This window comes from Symploca atlantica LB2515, assembly GCF_052546295.1.
In genome coordinates this window covers 2,827,369-2,847,543 of record NZ_JBQWMT010000001.1, presented here as the reverse complement: position 1 = coordinate 2,847,543, position 20,175 = coordinate 2,827,369, and the positions used below count along the sequence as shown (strand labels likewise).

At 42.2% G+C, this 20,175-nt stretch carries 16 protein-coding genes; 9 read left to right on the top strand and 7 right to left on the bottom strand.

Annotated features, from left to right (window positions below):
* Positions 1-185: 185 nt before the first annotated feature.
* From ACT7WV_RS11815 to ACT7WV_RS11795, 5 genes are all read left to right on the top strand, one after another.
* Positions 186-1,268: a glycosyltransferase gene (locus ACT7WV_RS11815; protein WP_445103080.1), complete on the top strand. Its 1,083-nt coding sequence runs from the start codon at positions 186-188 to the stop codon at positions 1,266-1,268.
* A 22-nt stretch (positions 1,269-1,290) separates the two neighbouring features.
* Positions 1,291-1,917: a serine O-acetyltransferase gene (locus tag ACT7WV_RS11810; protein ID WP_445103079.1), complete on the top strand. Its 627-nt coding sequence runs from the start codon at positions 1,291-1,293 to the stop codon at positions 1,915-1,917.
* Positions 1,910-2,992, top strand: a complete 1,083-nt coding sequence (locus tag ACT7WV_RS11805; RefSeq protein ID WP_445103078.1) for a glycosyltransferase family 2 protein — start codon at positions 1,910-1,912, stop codon at positions 2,990-2,992. The genes ACT7WV_RS11810 and ACT7WV_RS11805 overlap by 8 nt, the downstream gene beginning before the upstream one ends.
* A gap of 525 nt (positions 2,993-3,517) precedes the next feature.
* Positions 3,518-4,243 carry a hypothetical protein gene (locus ACT7WV_RS11800; protein WP_445103077.1) on the top strand — a complete coding sequence of 242 codons (726 nt, stop codon included), beginning with the start codon at positions 3,518-3,520 and terminating at the stop codon, positions 4,241-4,243.
* An 85-nt stretch (positions 4,244-4,328) separates the two neighbouring features.
* Positions 4,329-6,644, top strand: a complete 2,316-nt coding sequence (locus tag ACT7WV_RS11795; RefSeq protein ID WP_445103076.1) for a WD40/YVTN/BNR-like repeat-containing protein — start codon at positions 4,329-4,331, stop codon at positions 6,642-6,644.
* Positions 6,645-6,749: 105 nt separating this feature from the next.
* On the opposite strand, the gene ACT7WV_RS11790 is transcribed toward ACT7WV_RS11795, so the two are convergent.
* Complete coding sequence (locus ACT7WV_RS11790) at positions 6,750-7,229, bottom strand: hypothetical protein (protein WP_445103075.1); 480 nt, start codon at positions 7,227-7,229, stop codon at positions 6,750-6,752.
* A 617-nt stretch (positions 7,230-7,846) separates the two neighbouring features.
* Between ACT7WV_RS11790 and ACT7WV_RS11785 the strand changes: the two genes are divergently transcribed.
* Positions 7,847-8,284: a hypothetical protein gene (locus tag ACT7WV_RS11785; protein ID WP_445103074.1), complete on the top strand. Its 438-nt coding sequence runs from the start codon at positions 7,847-7,849 to the stop codon at positions 8,282-8,284.
* Between the two features lie 105 nt (positions 8,285-8,389).
* Here ACT7WV_RS11785 and ACT7WV_RS11780 read toward each other — a convergent pair whose 3' ends face one another.
* The 3 genes from ACT7WV_RS11780 to ACT7WV_RS11770 form a co-directional block, all read right to left on the bottom strand.
* Complete coding sequence (locus ACT7WV_RS11780; protein WP_463424206.1) at positions 8,390-8,929, bottom strand: transposase; 540 nt, start codon at positions 8,927-8,929, stop codon at positions 8,390-8,392.
* A 2-nt stretch (positions 8,930-8,931) separates the two neighbouring features.
* Positions 8,932-9,228, bottom strand: coding sequence for a transposase (locus tag ACT7WV_RS11775; protein WP_445101253.1), 297 nt, complete (start codon positions 9,226-9,228; stop codon positions 8,932-8,934).
* Between the two features lie 211 nt (positions 9,229-9,439).
* Positions 9,440-10,045 (bottom strand): YbhB/YbcL family Raf kinase inhibitor-like protein, encoded by a 606-nt coding sequence (locus ACT7WV_RS11770; protein WP_445103073.1) that lies wholly within the window; start codon positions 10,043-10,045, stop codon positions 9,440-9,442.
* Positions 10,046-10,183: 138 nt separating this feature from the next.
* On the opposite strand from ACT7WV_RS11770, the gene ACT7WV_RS11765 reads away from it, so the two are divergent.
* Positions 10,184-10,423 (top strand): hypothetical protein, encoded by a 240-nt coding sequence (locus tag ACT7WV_RS11765; protein ID WP_445103072.1) that lies wholly within the window; start codon positions 10,184-10,186, stop codon positions 10,421-10,423.
* A gap of 67 nt (positions 10,424-10,490) precedes the next feature.
* Here the strand turns inward: ACT7WV_RS11765 and metH are convergent, their stop codons facing one another.
* Complete coding sequence (gene metH / locus ACT7WV_RS11760; protein ID WP_445103071.1) at positions 10,491-14,057, bottom strand: methionine synthase; 3,567 nt, start codon at positions 14,055-14,057, stop codon at positions 10,491-10,493.
* Between the two features lie 382 nt (positions 14,058-14,439).
* Here metH and ACT7WV_RS11755 point away from each other — a divergent pair, with 382 nt between their 5' ends.
* Positions 14,440-14,673: a hypothetical protein gene (locus ACT7WV_RS11755; protein WP_445103070.1), complete on the top strand. Its 234-nt coding sequence runs from the start codon at positions 14,440-14,442 to the stop codon at positions 14,671-14,673.
* A gap of 99 nt (positions 14,674-14,772) precedes the next feature.
* Here ACT7WV_RS11755 and ACT7WV_RS11750 read toward each other — a convergent pair whose 3' ends face one another.
* Both ACT7WV_RS11750 and ACT7WV_RS11745 read right to left on the bottom strand, forming a co-directional pair.
* A complete protein-coding gene (locus tag ACT7WV_RS11750) occupies positions 14,773-15,897 on the bottom strand; it encodes a hypothetical protein (protein WP_445103069.1) in 1,125 nt (374 codons plus the stop codon).
* Between the two features lie 229 nt (positions 15,898-16,126).
* Entirely contained in the window at positions 16,127-16,639 is a 513-nt protein-coding gene (locus ACT7WV_RS11745) for a DUF6174 domain-containing protein (protein ID WP_445103068.1), read from the bottom strand.
* A gap of 354 nt (positions 16,640-16,993) precedes the next feature.
* Between ACT7WV_RS11745 and ACT7WV_RS11740 the strand changes: the two genes are divergently transcribed.
* Positions 16,994-20,173, top strand: a complete 3,180-nt coding sequence (locus ACT7WV_RS11740) for a TIR domain-containing protein (protein ID WP_445103067.1) — start codon at positions 16,994-16,996, stop codon at positions 20,171-20,173.
* Positions 20,174-20,175 lie beyond the last annotated feature (2 nt).

Genomic DNA, 20,175 nt, shown 5'->3' with positions numbered 1-20,175 from the left:
TTTATCGGCTTTTCATGTTAGTACCCTGACAAAAAAGTTATGAAAGAAATTTCGTGTATTTAAAATCCAAGAAGTATAAGCAATACAACCAATCTTATTATTAGCTTGCTATGAACTTAACTATAAAATCAAATCCTGATTTTTCATCAAAAATGTCAAATTCCACCACTGACATAGCTATTTTCATGATGGATCTTTTAGGTGGTGGAGCCGAGATAGTAATGCTCAATTTAGCCCGTGGTTTTGCGGAGCAGGGGCTAAAAGTAGATTTAGTTTTAGTAAAAGCAGAAGGGGCATATCTGTCTCAAATTCCTGCAAAAGTGCGAGTCATAAAACTAGAAAGTCCCCGACTACTAAAGAGCATTCCTGACTTAGCAGACTATTTAAAAAAAGAGCAGCCAGCAGTCTTAATCTCAGCTTTAGAAGATACGAACATGGTAGCTCTTTGGGCTAGACAACTAGCTGGTGTCTCTACCAAAGTGATGGTGACTGTACACAATAATCTCTCCCGTGAGGCGCAAAACGCCACTCAGCTAAAGCGAAAATTTACACCTCAATTCGTTAAGTGGTTTTATCCTTGGGCTGATTGGGTTGTGGCAGTCTCTCAGGGTGTAGCCGATAACTTGATAGATATTGGTTTGCCCTCAGAAAAGATCAAAGTTATCTACAATCCTATCGTTACACCAGAGTTGAATGAAAAACTTCGAGAATCCCTTGATCACCCCTGGTTTTTACCTGATCAGCCCCCCGTAATTTTGGGTGTGGGACGTTTAGAAAAACAAAAAAATTTTGCTACTTTACTCCGTGCCTTTGCCAAAGTAAGGCAACACTATCCCGTCCGATTAATGATTTTAGGAGAAGGAAGTGAACGTTATCATCTAGAATCTCTAGTACAAAAATTGGAGATAGCAGAAGATGTAGTTTTTCCTGGATTTGTAGGCAACCCCTATGCTTACATGAAGCAAGCCGCATTACTAGTTCTTTCTTCATCTTGGGAGGGCTTTGGCAATGTTTTAGTAGAAGCTATGGCGGCGGGAACTCCAGTTGTTTCTACAGATTGTGAAAGCGGTCCAGCAGAGATTTTAGCAAATGGTCAGTACGGAAGATTAGTAGCTGTGGGAGATAGTGAGGATATGGCAAAAGCTATTGCTACAACGCTTGAGGATAGTCAAAATGAAGAACTTCTCAAACAACGAGCAAATGAGTTTTCACTAAAAAAAGCTCTTATACAGTACAAGGAGTTATTACAATATAACAACAATCCTTGATAACTTTTAAGTAAAAAGAAAAATGTTAAAAGACCTTCAAGTCGATATTGACCGATATGTCTTCCTGGATAATTACCCTTGGCTATTCACATTCCTATTCACTCAGGGATTATGGATTATGGCTCAATATAGATTTAGTTATTGGGTAAATACCCAAGTCCATCTACCGATAATTCGGCAAGTATTAAAAGTATTTTGTGCTATTTGGCGAAAGCTAATTGAAATTCTTACTGGAAGTGAGTTTCCTAATAGAGCCAAAATTGGTAAAGGACTTTATATGCCTCATGCGACTGGAATTATCCTTCATATTGATTCCCAAATAGGTGAATACTGTAACTTAGGTCACCAGGTAACCATTGGCGTGGGTGGACGAGGAGAAAAACAGGGTACTCCCCAACTAGGTGATCGAGTTTTTGTGGGACCCGGCGCAAAGATATTTGGGCCGATTACTATCGGTAATGATGTAGCCATTGGAGCTAATGCTGTGGTTACAAAAGATTTGCCAAATAACGCTGTTGCTGTAGGTATTCCTGCCAAAATTATTAGCTACAAAGGCTCTCAAGATTTTATCCGTTATCGGAATCAGTTGCCGATCAAAGAGCCTTGCGATTGTTCTCCCTCCTTAATTTCTATTGACGTAGATGAATAAGAATTTGCAACTTAAGATCAGTATTGGTATACTCGCTTACAATGAGTCCTCCTCAATTGGCTCAGCATTACGGTCACTATTACAGCAAAGCCTTTTCCAAAAGCCTGACCCTAACATAGTCATTGAGATTGTAGTCGTGCCTAATGGTTGTACCGACGACACTGCTGCTTTTGCCAGTCTTACACTCAAGGAGTTAGTTACCGAGTCGGCAAATTCAAATGTTCGCTGGCAAGTTTGTGAGGTAGAACAGCCAGGAAAACCCAATGCTTGGAATCTTTACGTTCATCAGTTCTCGGACACTACCGCTGACTACCTATTTCTGATGGATGCGGATATTAAGTTTCTTGACCCCGATACCCTCCGTTCCATGATCGATACTCTGGAGTCTACACCTGATGCCTGGATCTCCGTAGACAAACCAGTCAAGGATGTAGCACTCAAAGAAAAAAAGAACCTTATAGAAAAGCTCTCAGTTTCAGTCTCGGGGTTATCTGGAAGTGGTGGTGCAGCTTGGATTTGTGGTCAACTATACTGTGGCCGTGCCAGTGTCTTACGCCGGATCTACTTACCTTCTGGTTTGTCTGCTGATGATAGCTTCCTCTACACAATGGTTGTCACAGATTGTTTAACTTCCCCGGACGTTTTTGAGCGGGTAGTTCTTGCTAAATCTGCCTCCCACATTTTTGAGGCTTATACCAATCTCAATCACCTACTACGCCACGAGCAATGGTTGGTAGTCTCCAACATCATCAACTCGTTTGTCTACGACTACTTGCGAGCAGGCTGCAATGAGACACAAGATGTTACTTTACTGATCAAGGAAAAGAATGACCAAGATCCCCTCTGGGTTTCTCAAATTATTCAGACAATGGTGTCAAAAAAAGGCTGGTGGTTAATTCCTCCAGAGTTACTGTTCCGAAGATTTAAAAACCTACGGCATAAACCTCCACAAAAAGTCTTGTTCCTAATTCCTTTGGCTGTCACAGCATTTTTTGTGGATTTACTAATTTTATTAAAAGCTAATCGACAGCTACATTTAGGTAGTGGCCTAGGCTATGGTGGTAAGGGCGCTTAACAAGATATCTTAGCTATATGTTAATGATTTTTCCAACTTGATTAATGGCATTCTAATTAATTATTAGAACTATTCAGCTTTAGTCAAGAAATACTAGCTTGATAAACCCATGAAAAAGGTTAATTCTTGGGTGCATCGTTTTTTTGCTTAAGTGCTTTTTTAATGAACCATCACACGACTTTCTAGATGTAGGAACAGAAAATTTACTCTGACGACTGCTTTGCTTTCTTCAGCCGCGTTAAAACGAGTAGAAACAAACAACTATTCTAGATATTTGCAAAAATGTAATTTAACTAAATATACTATTGATTTTCTATTAGTAAAGCCATTACTAGTAGATTTTTTTTATAAAAAAATCCATCAAAAAAACTTGACGCTAAACAAGACAAAGGTTAATCTTAGATTAACAAGTTAACTTTAGGTTAACTTTAGGCTAAAACCAATAAATTTAAATCTAATAAATGGAGTATACAAGTTCATATGAATCTAACTTTTTTCGTTTCTCCAAAAAGAATATATCGTTTTATGGTGATTTTTGTTGTTAGTATCTCCTTGATTAGCATAACAACCCAGATCACTCTAAAAATAGTAAGTCAAACTCCTTTAGTATATATATTGGCTAAGTTGTTTGATGTTGATGGCGAAAGAAATATTCCAGCTTTGTATTCGTCAATTTCCTTACTATTTTGTTCTGTTTTGTTAGCAGCAATCGCTTTTATTAATTTTTCCAATAAAGCTCGTTATACCGTTCAATGGCTAAGTTTGTCCTGCTTATTTCTATTGTTTGCATGGGATGAAGCTGTTCAACTTCATGAAGAACTGACAAATGTCCCATTTTTGTCTGAAATATTAAGGATCCTAGGAATACGAGACCAGGCAATATTTAACTATACCTGGGTTGTTGCCGGTGTGATTTTTATCTTCTTTTTCACAATTGCATACTTCAAGTTTTTCTTGTCTTTTCCTTTTCGTACCAAAAGACTATTACTTGTCTCTGGAGGTCTTTTTGTATTCGGCGCTTTAGCTATGGAAATGATAGGAGGTTCACTTTTAGATAATTTTGGAATAGAAAGCCTAGTTTATATTGGTGGAACTCATATTGAAGAATTTTGCGAGATGCTGGGCATTGCACTTTTTGTATACACTCTTCTTCTTCAATTAAGATTATCTGTTAGAGAAGTTAATTTTGTTTTTGAAAATAAAAGAACAAGGGGCGAATATTTGTTAGATGATCGTAAGCTAAAAAATTAAAGGAAATTGTCTTATGTTAAACTTCACAGAGTAAAGGGTGGATATAGGTCAAATTGTAAACAACAGATGAGCAAGTTTCACAGGAATGAAATTTATTAGAAAAAATCTGAAAAAAGATATCTTGCTCTATCTGCTGTTGGCACTACTTGCCCTTTTCTTAACAGTTTATGCAAGAAGTCGAAATAGTCTATTTGCCATACCAATAAACAGCAGTCTATCTACACTACCAACCGAAAAAAGTTTGTTTACCACACCTAATGGTGAACTATACGAGTGGAGTGATGTCAAAATTGGGGCAGGTGGCTTTGTTACAGGTTTAGTTATTCATCCTACCGTTCCTGATATCGTGTATGCTCGCACCGATGTAGGTGGTGTGTTTCGCTGGAACCCAGCTAACCAAACCTGGAAGCAGTTGCTAAGAGCAGATAATGTACCTCATCAGACACCAATCAACATTGAAAGCGTAGCGATCGCACCCAGTAACCCCAACATTCTCTACGCCGCTACAGGAGCTTATACCAAAACTGATGAAAAAGGCGTAACCCCTGGAACACTACTCAAATCCTCAGATCGTGGCAATACCTGGCAAGTTCTCAACCTCAAACTTCCGATGGGGGGTAATGAACCCTGGCGTTGGACGGGAGAACGCCTTGCCGTAGACCCCAATAATACTAGTGTTGTCTATTTTGGCTCTCGCTTAGATGGATTGTGGCACAGTGAGGACAGCGGTGCCTCTTGGAATCAGGTAAGTCCGTCAATGGTTCCCCTCGGTGAGCCTCACCCAGAAACCGACCGACGAGCAGGGGTAACTTATGCTGTATTTGACCCCTCATTGGGTACTGTTGATGGCAAGACGAAGGTGATTTACGCTGGTGTATCTGGTAAGGGTATTTACCGCACTACTGACGCAGGTACTACCTGGCAACTCTTAAGTGGTGGTCCTTCTACAGACTTGGTTCCTCAACAGGGTGCACTCACGAAAAATGGAGAATTAATCACCACCTTTTATCGGCAACAAGATGACTCTCGCGGTGGTGTCTGGAAATTTGCACGGGACAGTTGGCAAAATATCACTCCAGAACAGGGTAAAAATTACTCCGCCGTGGCGGTTGATCCTAACAAACCAGACACCATCTTTGTTGTTACTTATCCTATGACCCCTAACGGTGTCTATCGTTCCGATAATGGAGGTGCCAACTGGGTAAGTTTAAAAAACCGTTTGGATAAACTTCCCTGGTGGCCCTCCTGGAGCTTTTGGAGTCTTTCTGGAGGTATCGCCGTATCTCCATTTCATCCAGGACAAGTTTGGCTGACTAACGGTATTGGTGTTTGGCAAACAGAAAATGGCTATGACAATCAGGTTAAATGGTCAGCAGCCGTGAACGGTATAGAAGAAACCGTCACCTTTGATGCCATCAGCACTCCAGATGGAGCAAGTTTGATTACTGCCATTGCTGATTTTGATGGGTTTCGCCACGAATCCCTGTCTTCTTTTCCCAAAAAAAGCCACGAGAATGAGGTTTTTAATACAACAACTAGCATTGCTTATAGTAGCAAAAACCCCAACTTCGTGGTTTCAGTCGGAGCCAGCCATCACGAACCTTGGGTAAGGCGTGCAGGATTTTCCACAGATAATGCTAGAACGTGGCAGAACTTTCCTTCAATTAAGAAGAAAACCCATCCTGATGACTTAGTTTTTGGCAATGTTGCCGTATCTGCCACAAACACTAAAAATATTGTCTGGCAACCTAGCAATAGTAAACCGCCATATTTCACAAAAGACAGGGGAGCCACTTGGCAAAAAATTAGTTTTTTTGAACAGCAGGAAATTGGCTCTAACATCCATAGCCACCTCTGGAATCGCCAGCAAGCTTTAGCTGCTGACTCTGTACAAGGTGGCACGTTTTATCTATATCACCAGGAAAAGGGACTGCTGCTATGCACCAGGGATGGTGGAGAAACCTGGAAAGTTGCTAACAATACATTGCCTTCCAGGATATGGAACGGAGCTAATCTCAAGAGCGCACCGGGTATGGCAGGTGAGGTTTGGGTTAGTCTTAAAGAACAGGGTTTGTATCGCTCTAGCAACTTTGGACAGGACTTTGTTAAAGTGGCGATGGTTGAGGAAGCTCAAGTTCTGGGATTTGGCAAAGCCGCTGCTGGTACAAGTAATCCCACTATTTTTATTCAGGGCAAAGTAGAGGGTAACTCAGGAGTTTTTCGCTCCATCGACTTAGGTGCTACTTGGGTTAGAGTAACCGACTATCCCGATAGATATTATGGAGAATCTCGTGTTTTGGTAGGAGATATGAATGTCTTTGGACGGGTTTTCCTCGGCACAGGCGGTAATGGATTTATTTATGGACAACCAAGCAAGCTTACCCAGAAAATTTCACCATGAATGCTTAATGTTTTGATAGGAATACTTCAATAAAACTATCAATGACTAATCAGTTGTCGAGAGCTTCCGAGATTATGACCTTAAAAACCCGACTCTGTAGTCTGTTCATCTGTTTTTTTTTAAAACCAAAATCCCTTTTGAGTTAACTTGGTAGGCTTCACCGACATAGCCAGTCCGCTCGTAAAGGAGTTGGTGAATATATTGATCTAGCTCAACCTCGTCAGGGATTTCTGGGCGGTAGAAGTCTTTAATTTCTTCTTCGACGCCCATCTTTTCCAGGCGATTGTGCAGTTTCTTCGCATCTCCTTCAAAGTAAGCAGTTCTCGCTGTTTCATCTTGTAAAAAATCTAAGACGATGAAAACTGGAACACCGCCAATTGTCAAATTTTCTCCCTTACTGATGAGGAAAATTACTCCAACACTGATGGGGAGGAATACAAAAAGGTAAATAATCGTTACGATTGTTTGAGTACTCTTCTTGGAAGAACGGTAGATTGTTCTGCTTGATTGGGCAGCAGGTTTCCTCATCATCGCTAGCTTTGATTTGCGACTCCACCTTAACCTGAGACTGATGTCTACTGCCATAAGTAGCCCTCTAAAAACACTTGCAACTGAAGAAGTTTAATCAATTCAAGTATTTGCAACACTTCTGGGGGATGGCTGATCGCTTATTGCTATGTCAGATTAGTAATCTAGGGCAAAAATTTTCTTCCGGTGTCGCTCATAACCGAAGAGTATTCTATTTAACCGCTTCTTTACCAAAAATTTATATGATTAGGTATTTTCTTAAGAAAATTTTTATGTAAAATGTTCGTATTGGGCAGTATCTTGGATGGGGTGAACAAACACAAAACTTCATAAAACTACTCAAAGACACAGTCGGGCAACCACAAATAAATTATGTCTGTTTCCCTACTGGTCTTTGCCTTTGACTGAGTAATGCTTGATCTAGTTAAGCGATTTTCAGGGTGCTCTTGGGGTTGCTAAGCAACTCCGCTAGATCAAATCAGACTAAACCAGACTGTTTGCCGATATGTCCTGGTGATAACTGCCCAGGCCTTTATTATCCTTCCCTCTTTAGCAATAACTAGGGGAATATACCAGCGCACAAACTATTTAGATTGTGTCTCTGGTCACTCTGTCTGGGCTACTCTGTCTGGCTTTGGTAAACCTAATTACACCAACTTCTTAACCAGGAAATCGTGTTGACAACCACCACACTGCTCGATAAATCAAAGGCTGAGTTTTCTTCTGAGGTTTTAAAAGACGGGGAGTACTACGTTTTCACCCAACAGGAAGGAAGCTTAATCAGCATTGGATATCTTTACAGTACTTGGTACGGCTCACCTTGCGGTATGCGTATTGGTTTTTATCCAGTAGAGATAGGGAAACCCTTGTCATTAAGGAAAATCAGCGATAATGGCATTGACAAAGGTTACCTGAAAAAGTTTGCTTTTGATCGAGCTAACCCCTTACTAGCAGATCACGCTTGTGGTCATGCTATTCATTGGCTTCGTAATATGCGGCGTGAAAAGCTCAATCCCCAACTAGACGTTACCCAAGGATGTCGAGTCGGTACGCTCAAAGTCTCTGACGGTATATTAACTGCGATAAATCAGAAACATAAAGTAGCTGTTTGAGGTTAAGGCGATATTAATGGGTTTATTTTGCAGTTAATTGAATCGCGACCTATTTAGCCTGTCAAAGGCAGGATGACCGCAATATAGAACCCATTTGGGATCTATCTAGCCATTTGCCAGTCTTTTGAGCATCAGTCGGACAAAACAAAGATTAATTTTGGTGGTAGAATTCTCAAGAGTTTTTTCAAAGTTCTTGACCAAACTTTTACATCTCTCCATCCAAGAATTGCTTCTTTCAATAACCCACCTTGCTTTGACTGGAACAAAACCTGTTTTTCCTTCTTTTTCTTTTTGGGTTTTGTCTGGTTTGGCTGATAGATTAAATCTAATCTTGGTCATTATCTGGGGATAAACTTTTTTCAACTCTTCTGCCAATTTTTCAGGATGATATCCGTTGTCAAGAAGGATAGTAATTTTGGGAATATTGACAGGTTTAGATTGGAAATAATCAATATTATCTGAGAGCATTTCAATTAAGCCCCGGTCATCGGAAATCGATGCTTTGGTGCAGTGAGTAAAAAAAGGAAATCCCAAAGTATCTACGGCTAAGTGCCTTTTGATGCCGTTTGTTGATTTGTAAAAACAAAAACCAGACGATTCTTTACTAGCATTACAAGTGTTCTTTACCGCCTGTGAGTCAATAATTATTAAGGTTGTCCATAATGGTTTTTTTTAACCTTCTGCCGCAGTTGTCCATGCAGAATATCTCGTATTTTCTCAATTATTCCTTGTTCTCGCCACTGTTTGTAATGCCAAAATACAGTCGAATAGGGAGGTAGATCTTTTGGCAAATCACACCAATTACAACCATTTTTGAGTTGATAGAGAACCCCATCTAAAATTTCCCTCTTGCTCCATGTTGGGGGTTTGGTTCTTTTTTTCTTAGGTAGGAGGGGTTCAATAATTTCCCACTCTTTATCTGTCAAACTGCTTGAATAGCTCATTGTCTCTTAGATCAACTCAAGTTATGGAAGGTGCCAAGCACCTTCGACAAAGAACGGTGCAGGGCAATCACACAGTTCGAGTAAGTTTGTATTCGATAACCAGTATCTTGGATTATTATACCGGAGAATGTAAAGATACCAAATGGGTTCTATAAGAAAAATTATTGATCTAAGCCAAAGCAATATTTATTTAGGTACAGAACAGAATAGATTAGCGCTGCCGTGAGTAGCGCCCGATTAATTCTGACGAACCGAGAATGTAACCCTCCATAGCTGCCTGTAACTGAGCTTTAGTGGCACCAGGTTTTAAACCTAGCTGCCGACTGAGGGCGTAAACTTTGAAAAAGTAACGATGTACGCCACTCGGAGGGCAAGGTCCACCATAACCCAGCTTGTCAAAGTCACTTTTTCCCTGAACTCCCCCACCTGATAACATTGGTTCACCCGGTACGCCTTCGGGCAACTGACGAATATCTACTGGTAAATCGTAGAGAACCCAGTGGACAAAAGTACGCAGTGGCGCGTCGGGGTCATCACAAATAAAGGCAAAACTTTCAGTTCTAGCTGGCGGTTCCTCCCAAGCTAGGGGTGGTGAGATGTCTTGACCATCGCAGGTGTATTTAGCAGGAATCAAGCCATCAGCCTCAAAAGCGGTACTCTCAAGTTTCATATTGCTAATTGGTGTTGGTGACTGATTAATAGTTGAGCTATTGCTATCTTGAAGAATGCCATCAGTTCTCTCTTGGCAAGCAGTTAGGGGCAGTGCCATCAACCCTAGGAAACCAGCGCTTCGCTCTAGAAAAATTCTACGTAACATGACCAGGTTTTGAACTATCTTGCCATTAACTGACCAGGATTAATCGCCATTGCCTTCTGTTTAGGATACAGCTTCTTACTCTCATCATCCATAATCAAATATGAGGTTAAGGCAATTAGATATAAAACATTAAGAAAGATGGCAAGACATACACAAGCCCATATGTCCAAAACAATCAGCAAAAATCAGCCTAGCGGCGCTAAGGACATGACAAAACGCCAGATGGAGTACTATATGGGCGCAAAACTGCTGGAGATTGGCGTTAACCCAAAATCAGCAGTTTATCGATGGTCACTAGAAACGAAAGGTAACGACGAAGTTTGGACTTACAGCGCCTACTGGGGTGATTCTAAAGAGAAACTGGCAGAACAGGAATAGAAATCTATTGAGATAACTAGTAAGGGAAACTGGCAACTTGTGAGAAGCCAATTTCCCTTACTACTCCTTAAGCACTGAAGTACCTTGCCACCGGGTGATAAGCCACAATCGCAGTTGTGGACTGTTCAGGATACAACTGCTCACTCTCATCCATATAAAGATTAATGCGATCGCATCCTAATAACTCCAGCTGCTTGTATTGATCCTGCATATTTGGACAAGCTGGATAACCGAAACTGTACCTTGAACCTTGATACCGCTGCGCCAATACATCCCGAATATTATCAGGCTCCTGATTGCCAAAGCCTAACTCTCGACGAATTCGCGCATGTACCCACTCAGCCAAAGCTTCAGCCGTCTGTACTGCTAAGCCGTGGAAATACAGATAATCCGTATATTGGTTATCTGCAAATAACTTTTGCGCATACTCCGTGGCAATTTCCCCCATTGTCACCGCCTGCATTGGGAAGACATCCAACACACCAGACTCCCTAGTCGCATAAAAATCAGCAATACACAAGCGTCGTCCCGACTTTTGCCGTGGGAACTCAAAGCTAGTCACCTCCTGTAACCCCTCAGTAGTCCCTTGCTGGGAGTTATTCATTCCCTGTGGCTGATATACATACAACGAATTGCCCTCAGCCTGACAAGGAAAATACCCATAAACTACCTGAGGATGCAAGAGTTTCTCCTCCAAAATCCGCCCCTTCCAATCCTCTAGAATCGGATAAACCTTCTCAGCGAGAAACTCCTCATACTCCTCTCGCGATTGGCCTTGAGGCTTACGGAATTGCCACTGACCAGCAATAGTCGCCTGTAAATCTAGATACCAGAAAATCTCCTCTAATAGGATATCCCCAGGTTGCAATATCTGAGTACCCCAGAAAGGAGGAGTAGGCCGTTCAATATCCAAGGCGACTGCTTCGGAACGGCGAGTATCTTGGGGCGGTACAGGTTGCGGATTGGCTGGTTGTGTGTGGGATAGGTTTTCTGTGGAACTTTCAACCTTCGATTCTTCTTGGATTTGTGCCTCTACTTCCTGCAAAAACCCCCGCAAATTATCCCACTCACCAGCAACTTTTGCCGGCATCAACTTATCCATAAAATGCAAGTCAGAGAAAGCATCTTTTCCGTAAATTACCTTGCCTTGATAAGCATTCTGACAATCCTCGTGTACAAACTTTGGTGTCAGGGCAGCACCACCTAAAATTACTGGCACTGTTATCCCTTGCTGGTTAAAAGTCTCCAGGTTATCCTTCATAAAAGCCGTAGACTTCACCAATAAACCACTCATAGCAATACAGTCAGCATTGTGTTCTTTATAAGCATTAACAATGTTATCTACTGGCTGTTTAATACCTAAATTTACTACCTTATAGCCATTATTAGAAAGGATAATATCTACCAGATTTTTGCCAATATCGTGAACATCTCCTTTAACCGTGGCAATGATTACCGTTCCTTTGCCATTATTGCCTGCTTCTTCTTTTTCCATTAACGGCTCTAAATAAGCTACAGCCGTCTTCATTGTTTCTGCTGATTGCAACACAAAAGGTAATTGCATTTGCCCAGAACCAAAGAGTTCTCCTACAACTTTCATACCATCCAGCAAAAACGTATTAATAATTTCTAATGGCGGATATTTTTCTAAAGCTTTAGTGAGTTGTTCTTCTAAACCAATGCGTTCACCATCAATAATATGGCGCTTGAGGCGTTCTTCTACAGGGAGGTTTTCGTCTTGGGAGCGGTCGCGTTTTGTAGTTTTTCCTTCAAAGAGTGTTGTTAGTTCTCCTAAAGGATCATAAGTACAAATATCACCTGTAAACTGACGTTGATCATAAATGAGTTTCCGGCAAATTTCTTGATGTTCTGGCTCAATTTTTGCCAAAGGTAAAATCTTATTTGCACTAACAATTGCTCCATCCATCCCCACTTGCATTGCTTCATTGAGGAACATCGAATTGAGTACTATTCGTGCCGCTGGATTAAGTCCAAATGAGATATTAGAAACACCCAGCATAATGTGACATCCCGGCAATTCTTGACGAATGCGGCGAATTGCTTCAATCGTCGCTTTGCCATTTTCCCGATCTTCTTCAATACCCGTAGAAATCGGCAGCGCTAGGGTGTCAAAAAATATTTCATGGGGCGGAATACCATATTCTACCGCGTGCCTGTAGGCGCGTTGGGCAATGGCAAATTTCCGATCGGCCGTCCGTGCCATTCCCTCTTCATCAATGGTGCCAATTACCACGCCTGCACCGTACTTTTTCGCTAATTCTAGTACCTTTAAGAAACGCTCCTCTCCGTCCTCATAGTTAGTAGAGTTGAGGATACATTTACCCCCGGCTACTTTTAACCCTGCCTCCATTTTTTGCCACTCTGTGGAGTCCAGCATCAAGGGTAATGTCACGTTAGTTACTAGGCGCGACACTAATTCATGCATATCCCGTTCCCCGTCACGCCCCACATAGTCTACGTTGACATCGAGAACATGAGCACCTTCTTTTACTTGGGATTTTGCTAAAGACACCAACCCATCCCAGTCTTCATTATTGAGAAGGGTGCGGCATTTTTTGGAACCACTGGCATTGAGTCTTTCACCAACAATCAGGAAAGAGTTATCCTGCTCATAAGGTTGAGCACTGTAAATTGATGCTGCCGAGGGTTCATAATTGGGATGCCGCTCTTTTGGCTTCAGAGTTTTGGCAACTTCTGCTAATTGTTGAATATGCTCAGGGCGAGTACCGCAACAGCCACCAATCACCTGCACACCTAAATCTTCCACAAAGTGCATCAGAGCCATCCGCAGTTCCATTGGTGTTAGCTTATAGTGAGCTTGACCACCGATGTTTTCCGGTAATCCAGCGTTGGGAATACAGGAAACTACGAAAGGGGAATGCTCAGACAAATATTTAATATGTTCCTTCATCTTGTCTGGCCCTGTAGCGCAATTAAGACCAAGAATATCGATGTGGTAAGGTTCTAAAATCGTTAGCGCCGCACTAATCTCCGAACCCACCAGCATTGTACCCATAACTTCCATGGTGATGGAAACCATTACTGGGCGTCGTTCCCCATGGCGCTGAAATATTTCTTCTATACCATTAAGTGCTGCTTTGATTTGCAGCACATCCTGGCAAGTTTCCACAATGAACAAGTCAACCCCGCCGTCATACAGTCCCTGTGCTTGTTCGGCAAAGGAGGCTTGCATGGTGTCAAAATCAATATGCCCTAAAGTTGGCAGTTTAGTGGTAGGCCCGATAGAACCAGCAACAAACCTGGGCTTTTCCGGTGTAGAGAATTCCGCTGCGACGCGCTTGGCTAATTGAGCGGCTTGATGATTGAGGTAATATGCTTGATCTGCCAGGTTATATTCGGCTAGGACGATTGAGGCAGCGCCAAAGGTGTCTGTTTCAATGACATCTGCACCAACTTCGAGAAAGCGGCGATGCACTTTCTCAACAGCTTCTGGTTTGGTGTGTACTAAATACTCGTTACATCCCTCATACTCTGGACCACCAAAGTCCTCAGCAGTGAGATCTTGCATTTGTAGAGAGGTTCCCATTGCGCCATCAAAAACAAGGACAGGACGTTCTGGGCTATGGAGGCGAGTGAGGAAGGGAATGTTCATGAACTGCTTCTAAATATAGAGATGTGAGCTAGGTATCAGTAAAAAGATGCAACACCTTAAATCTTTTTACATTATTGTTCAAAATTTTTAGGGTTTGGCAAGGGACACATAGGCAAAATCCTTGAGTAATCAAGGATATCAGCCGAATTTTACTATCGGAATTTTGGCAATCGAGGTCTATTGTCATGACGGCTTATTGATTGAGTTTTCGCTATTGCTGTTTCGCCAGAACCATGAGATTATGTTATTAAGATAACTACAGTATCTCCAGTAATCTACAGTAGATTAGGGTCTCCTTGCTAGTCTCCAACTTTATTGGATTTCTAGCTCTATTATTCCGCTTTCGTAGAAACACTCTTCGCTAGGAAGGAATTGTTCGGCAATGACATCAGTTAGCATCGAACCTGAACTGCAACAGACTCAGACTATTTTTCCTCAGAAAACTGATAGTAAACTTTCCTCATCCCCTTCAGTTTGTCGGTGTTGTCAGTTCTATAAAACTCAGGGCCGCAATGGTGGTCAGTGTCAGAAGCTGGGAGTGCCTGTTTCTGGTCAGTGGTGTTCTTGTACTTTGGCACTATTGCCTTTTGCAGCATCTTGGCAAGTCGATGAATAAAAATAAGCAATGCCTAATCCTAACCGCATCAGTCAAAGTTCCGATGTCAAGCTACTAGCAGGAGTGAAATCTCGGTAAATAGTTAAACTGAACCGCATTTCAGTCAGTGTAAATCTTTTGTAAGATACCTTTTCGAGACATTCCTCCAATAATTAGTGACCATAATTTTCGGAATTGCCACAGATATAACACCTGTGGTGGGTCAGCAATGCGATCGCAAAGTTGTCTAATTTGATCTAAGATAGAAGCCACAGGTTCTCCAGTTGCCAACCAACTCGATAACGGATTTGACCACTGTAGAAGGAAGTGTTTAACAAGTTGGCGATCGCGTTGACTAACCCGATTCTTGACAGCTACTATATCGTACATGTCACTACGGTTTGGTCTTTGGGATTGTTTTAAGTAATCTTCCCTGAGAATTTTCCATTTATCAGACAGTAAGGGAGGTAAATCTCCGATTGTGTATTTACCTTGGGCTTCTAGGGGAATTCCTCCTATTTCAAAACTAAGCAAGCTTAAGGGTAAAAGTCTATTTTTAAGCATGAATTTGTATAAGTTTTTGAAAAAAGGAAGAATAACTTCTCGTTCTGCCACAAGGCAAAGTCCGATAGCAGCTTCTGAGTAGTCAGTCAAAGAAGTTTGAGAATTGTTTGTGCTAAGTAACTTATATTGTTCGTAGGAGTAGGATAGTTCTCTCTTGCTTGAATAGTTTAAATTTGCCCAAGCTTTATTACCAATTTCTTCGACAATTTTAGTGGTGATTACTTCAGAAAAAGATGGAGAGCATCCATCAATTAGCTTAGACTGCAACTGAGCCGCCAGAGCTTCTCTTTGTTTAATTTCTTTTTCTCTACCTTCAAGAAAAGTGTAACGTTCTTGAAGTTGTTGCATATGTTGGTTTGATATAGGACCAAATTCTTGCTTAAGAATGTAAATCTGGCGATGAAGATTAGTAATTTCTTGATTTTTTTCGCCAAATTTCTGTTTTAGTTCCTCCAACTGTAAGGCTTTGATGGCAGCCTGGATAAGGTTATCAAAACGTGGCTGAGAGATATCAACTTGTTTAGCTTCTTCGCGTTTTTTGCCCAGTAAACCAGTTTTATATCCTTGTTTAACAGCTAAAACTAAACCATCAGGGTTCTTAATTCTTAATTCCTGGCAGGAACCAAATTGAGAGAGACTACAAGTGTAGTGGCGTTTGTCGTATTGAAATTCAGCTTTCATCCTCAATAATTTATTACTGAATTTGACCAACAAATTGTTGATTTAGAACAACACTTGCAGTAGTTTTGAAGAGTACAGTTTTCTTTCTTCCTTTCTTTAGTCTAGGATAAATCGACGATTTTTCGAGGATACACCTCACAAAGATTTAAGGTTTTACCTCAAGGTGATTAAAGAGCGATAGTTATCGACCTATCCCAGAATTCTCATGAGGTAGTATTTCCCTAATTATCTATTCAATTGCCTCCAAGTTCTCAATTGTAAGAAACTTTTCTTCATCGGCTATCTGGGCACTGTAATCAATATTAATCTGAGTTGGGTAACCTAGGTTAGGGTCGTAGTTGACCAAAAGGTAGTCTGCTTTCTGGTCAATCGCATCTTGTATAACCTCAAAAAGCTTGCGAATCGAATTATATTCTTGAAAGAATTCTGGATTTACGGGTTGACCACTCTCAGCAGCGACAACCGAGGCAAATTCAGCGTTACGTACTTCAACTATCACTGGTTGGGTAACTTCAGTTAGGCAAAAACAACTGACACTCAGCGTGTAGCGATAGTTAACGATATCTTGCTGTGTCCACAGTCGCAAATTTTGCCTAAACTCTTGTGCTGATTGTTCTGATACTGGCTGAGTTTGCTGTAACTGCTGTGCTGTTGAAGTGTTACCAGAACCAGACACAATTACAAAAATCATCAATATTAAGGCTAACCAAAAGTAACGACGGAGTTTGGCTGATAAATGCATGTTGAGCGCCTCCTTGATAGGTAACTACGGCTAATTTTTAGTATTGACGTAGATTCTACCTATTTTGTTGTTGCTTTTCCTAAGAGGTGCGTTAAAAAAAATATAGGATCTACGCACCGCATGAGCCAGTTCAAGGGCTTGAGATTCCAGCTCCTGTAGAGCCGGTGCGCGAATGCTATTGCTCAGAATAACGTAATCTTGCACTCAGTGCGTAAGCCCTGATCACAACAAAGTCTATTCTCCAAGCAGCTCCTTGTGTGCAGTGTACCCAAATGTGGCAGTTCCGCAAAGCGCAAGTTATTCTTGTGCGAAGTATAACTCCTATTTAAAACTATCAAACAACAAAAATTAAAGATGAACGATTTCCAGGATGCGTTTATCTCCTATGGACGAGCAGATAGTAAGGTCTTTGCAACTCAACTCTATGCTCGACTCCTTGAAAAAGGATTTAAGGTTTGGTTTGACCAAAACGACATACCTCTCGGTGTTGACTATCAGAAGCAGATTGACGATGGACTTGAGAAGTCAGACAGCTTTTTATTCATCATTGCTCCCCACTCCATTAACTCACCCTATTGTGGTCTAGAAATTGAACTAGCACTGCAACGCAATAAACGAATTATTCCCCTATTGCATGTAGAGCAAATTAGCCTGGAAACCTGGCAACAGCGCAATCCTGGTCGCCCCTTCAGTGAGTGGGAAAATTACCAGTCAAAAGGTAAACACTCTAGCTTTCCGAATATGCATCCAGTAATCGGCAAAATTAACTGGGTTTATATGCGGGAGGGTATTGATGACTTCGAGAAATCCTTCGCCGGATTGTTGGAGATATTTGAACGCGATCGCGACTATGTTCATCAGCACACCTACTTTTTAGCAAAAGCACTCGAATGGAAAAAGCATCAAAAACAGTCTCGCTATCTGCTAGTTGGAGCAGAACGGCTAAAAGCAGAAACCTGGCTCCAATTCAGGTTTAAAGATAAACAACCTCCCTGTGAACCAACCGATCTGCATTGCGAGTTCATTTGCGAAAGTACCAAGAACGCTGAAAACCTGATGACTCAGGTATTTCTCTCCTATGCGGACGAGGACAGAGCGTTCATGCACAAGGTTGCTAGAACCCTGATGCGAGAGGGGATGACAGTCTGGACAAACACAACTGATATTAAAAGCGGGGTTGAGTATCGAGAAGTGATTAACTGGGGCATTGAACAGACGGATAATATTGTTTATTTGATGTCCCCAGCGTCGCTGAAATCTGCATACTGCATTAAGGAACTGTCCTATGCAAGGTCGTTGAATAAACGCATCATTCCCCTCTTGATTGAGGAGGTTGACCCAGAGCAGATTTTTCCAGAACTGCGTACCATCCAGTTTATCGAATGCCCACAAGACCAAGACGAGTCGAAATATCACGCCCATATTTCTAAGCTCATCCAGATCTTGCGAGAGGAGGCCACCTACTACGAACAGCACAAGCTATTGCTGGCAAAGGCTCTGAAGTGGCAGCGGCAGAAACGCAATCCTAGTATTCTGCTGCGAGGCTTTAATCTCCGCCTTACAGAAGCTTGGTTGAAAGGGGCAAAGGTGCGATCTGCCAAAGGCGGCGGTGCTTCGCTATCACAGCACCCACCTACAGTTGTACAGGAAGAATTCATTGCCGAAAGTCTAAAACAACCCCCAGAAGCTGCCTTAGACGTTTTTATCTCCTACTCCCGAAAAGATTCTGAATTCGCCCGTCAACTCAACAACGGGCTGCAAATTCAGAATAAAACCACCTGGTTCGACCAGGAAAGTATTGCTTCTGGCGAAGACTTTGAACGGGAAATTTTCAAGGGAATCGAAAGTTCCAATAATTTTCTGTTCATTATTTCCCCCAGTTCGATCAATTCAGCTTACTGCGATCGCGAGGTAGAATACGCCAAAAAGCTGAATAAGCGGATTGTGACGGTTCTGTACCAGAAAGTTGACCCAGAAAAGCTGCATCCGGTACTGGCAAGCTTGCAGTGGATTGATTTCAACAATCACGGCGGCGACTTTTTCACCAATTTTGGAGAACTAACTCGCATCCTTGATGCCGATCCAGATTATATCCGCAACCATACGCGCTTACTGCTGAAGGCAATGGAGTGGGAACGGGAAGGACGGGACGATAGCTTCTTGCTACGGGGCAAAGATTTGAAAGCAGGCGAGGAGTGGTTAGCGCAGTCAGTAAATATAGAACGCCTTCCGACAGAGCTTCAGATTCAATACCTGCAAGCCAGTCAAGAATTACCTAAACGCAAAGTCAAACCGCGTACCGTGCTACTTACCAGTGTGGCTGCTACCGCCTTGGTTTGCGCTGTCCGTTGGTTTGGACTGACGCAGTGGACAGAACTGGCAGCTTATGACCATTTGTTGCGGTTACGTCCTGGCAATGAAGCCCTAGATGATCGATTTTTGATTGTTGGCGTGGATGAAGACAGTATCAACCTGCTCAATGATAAGTACGAACCGGGAAAGGGAACAATCCCAGATGAAGCGCTAGATGACTTACTGAAAGTTCTGAATCAGCATCAAGCCAGACTAATTGGCTTAGATATCATTCGGGACTATAAAGCCAAGCCGGAGGTGGCAGCCCGGATGCAGCAGATCCAGAACTTGATAGCTATTTGTTTCAACGGCAATTCCGGCGACTCTCGCTTCGATAGAGGTGTCAGTCAACCACCAGAGATGCCGATGGAGCGGGTTGGGTTCGCAAATGCAATAGGCGAAGGTGGGAAATTTGCACGCCGTCAGCTTCTGATGACACCACCTGATCCGGACTATTGCGATACAACAGATGCGTTTAGCTTGAGGATGGCACGTAAATACTTGGAGGCTGAAGGGAAGCTTTTCACCTCTCCGCTCCAAGAAAAAGAATCAGGAGAGATTGAGATCGGGCAAATGCAGTTCGGCAATACTGTTATTCCCGCACTAACGGGAGATGGGAGTGGTTACTCTAATAGAGATGCAGACAATCAACTGCTGGGATACCAGACATTAATTAACTTCCGTGCTCCCAAGGGCAATGCTAGAGAATTTGCAGAGGTTGTCAGTCTCAAAAAAGTTTTGGAAAACCAGTTGCCTGCTGAACTGATTCGCGATCGCATCGTGTTAATCGGTTTCGCCGCTTTGACTCATACCCAAACTCAGCGTGATATGTGGAACACACCGTATGGAGAAATGCAAGGAGTGATTTTGCATGGGCAGATGACCAGTCAACTGATCAGTCGTGTATTGGATGGTCGTCCCCTAATTTGGTGGTGGACAAATTGGGGCGAAACCCTGTGGATCTTTGGTTGGTCGTTGGTGGGTGGTGTCATTGTTTGGCGGGTAAGTCAGGTATCTCACCTAGCAGGTGCTGCCATTGCATCAATCGTCCTGCTCTATGTCACTTGTTATGGTGTCCTAGCGTACCAAAGTGGCTGGATTCCCCTAGTTCCTCCAGCAATTGCCTTAGTCATAACAAGTGTAGGTGTCGGATATTCTACCCATCGGCTGCGAAAACCCTAAAT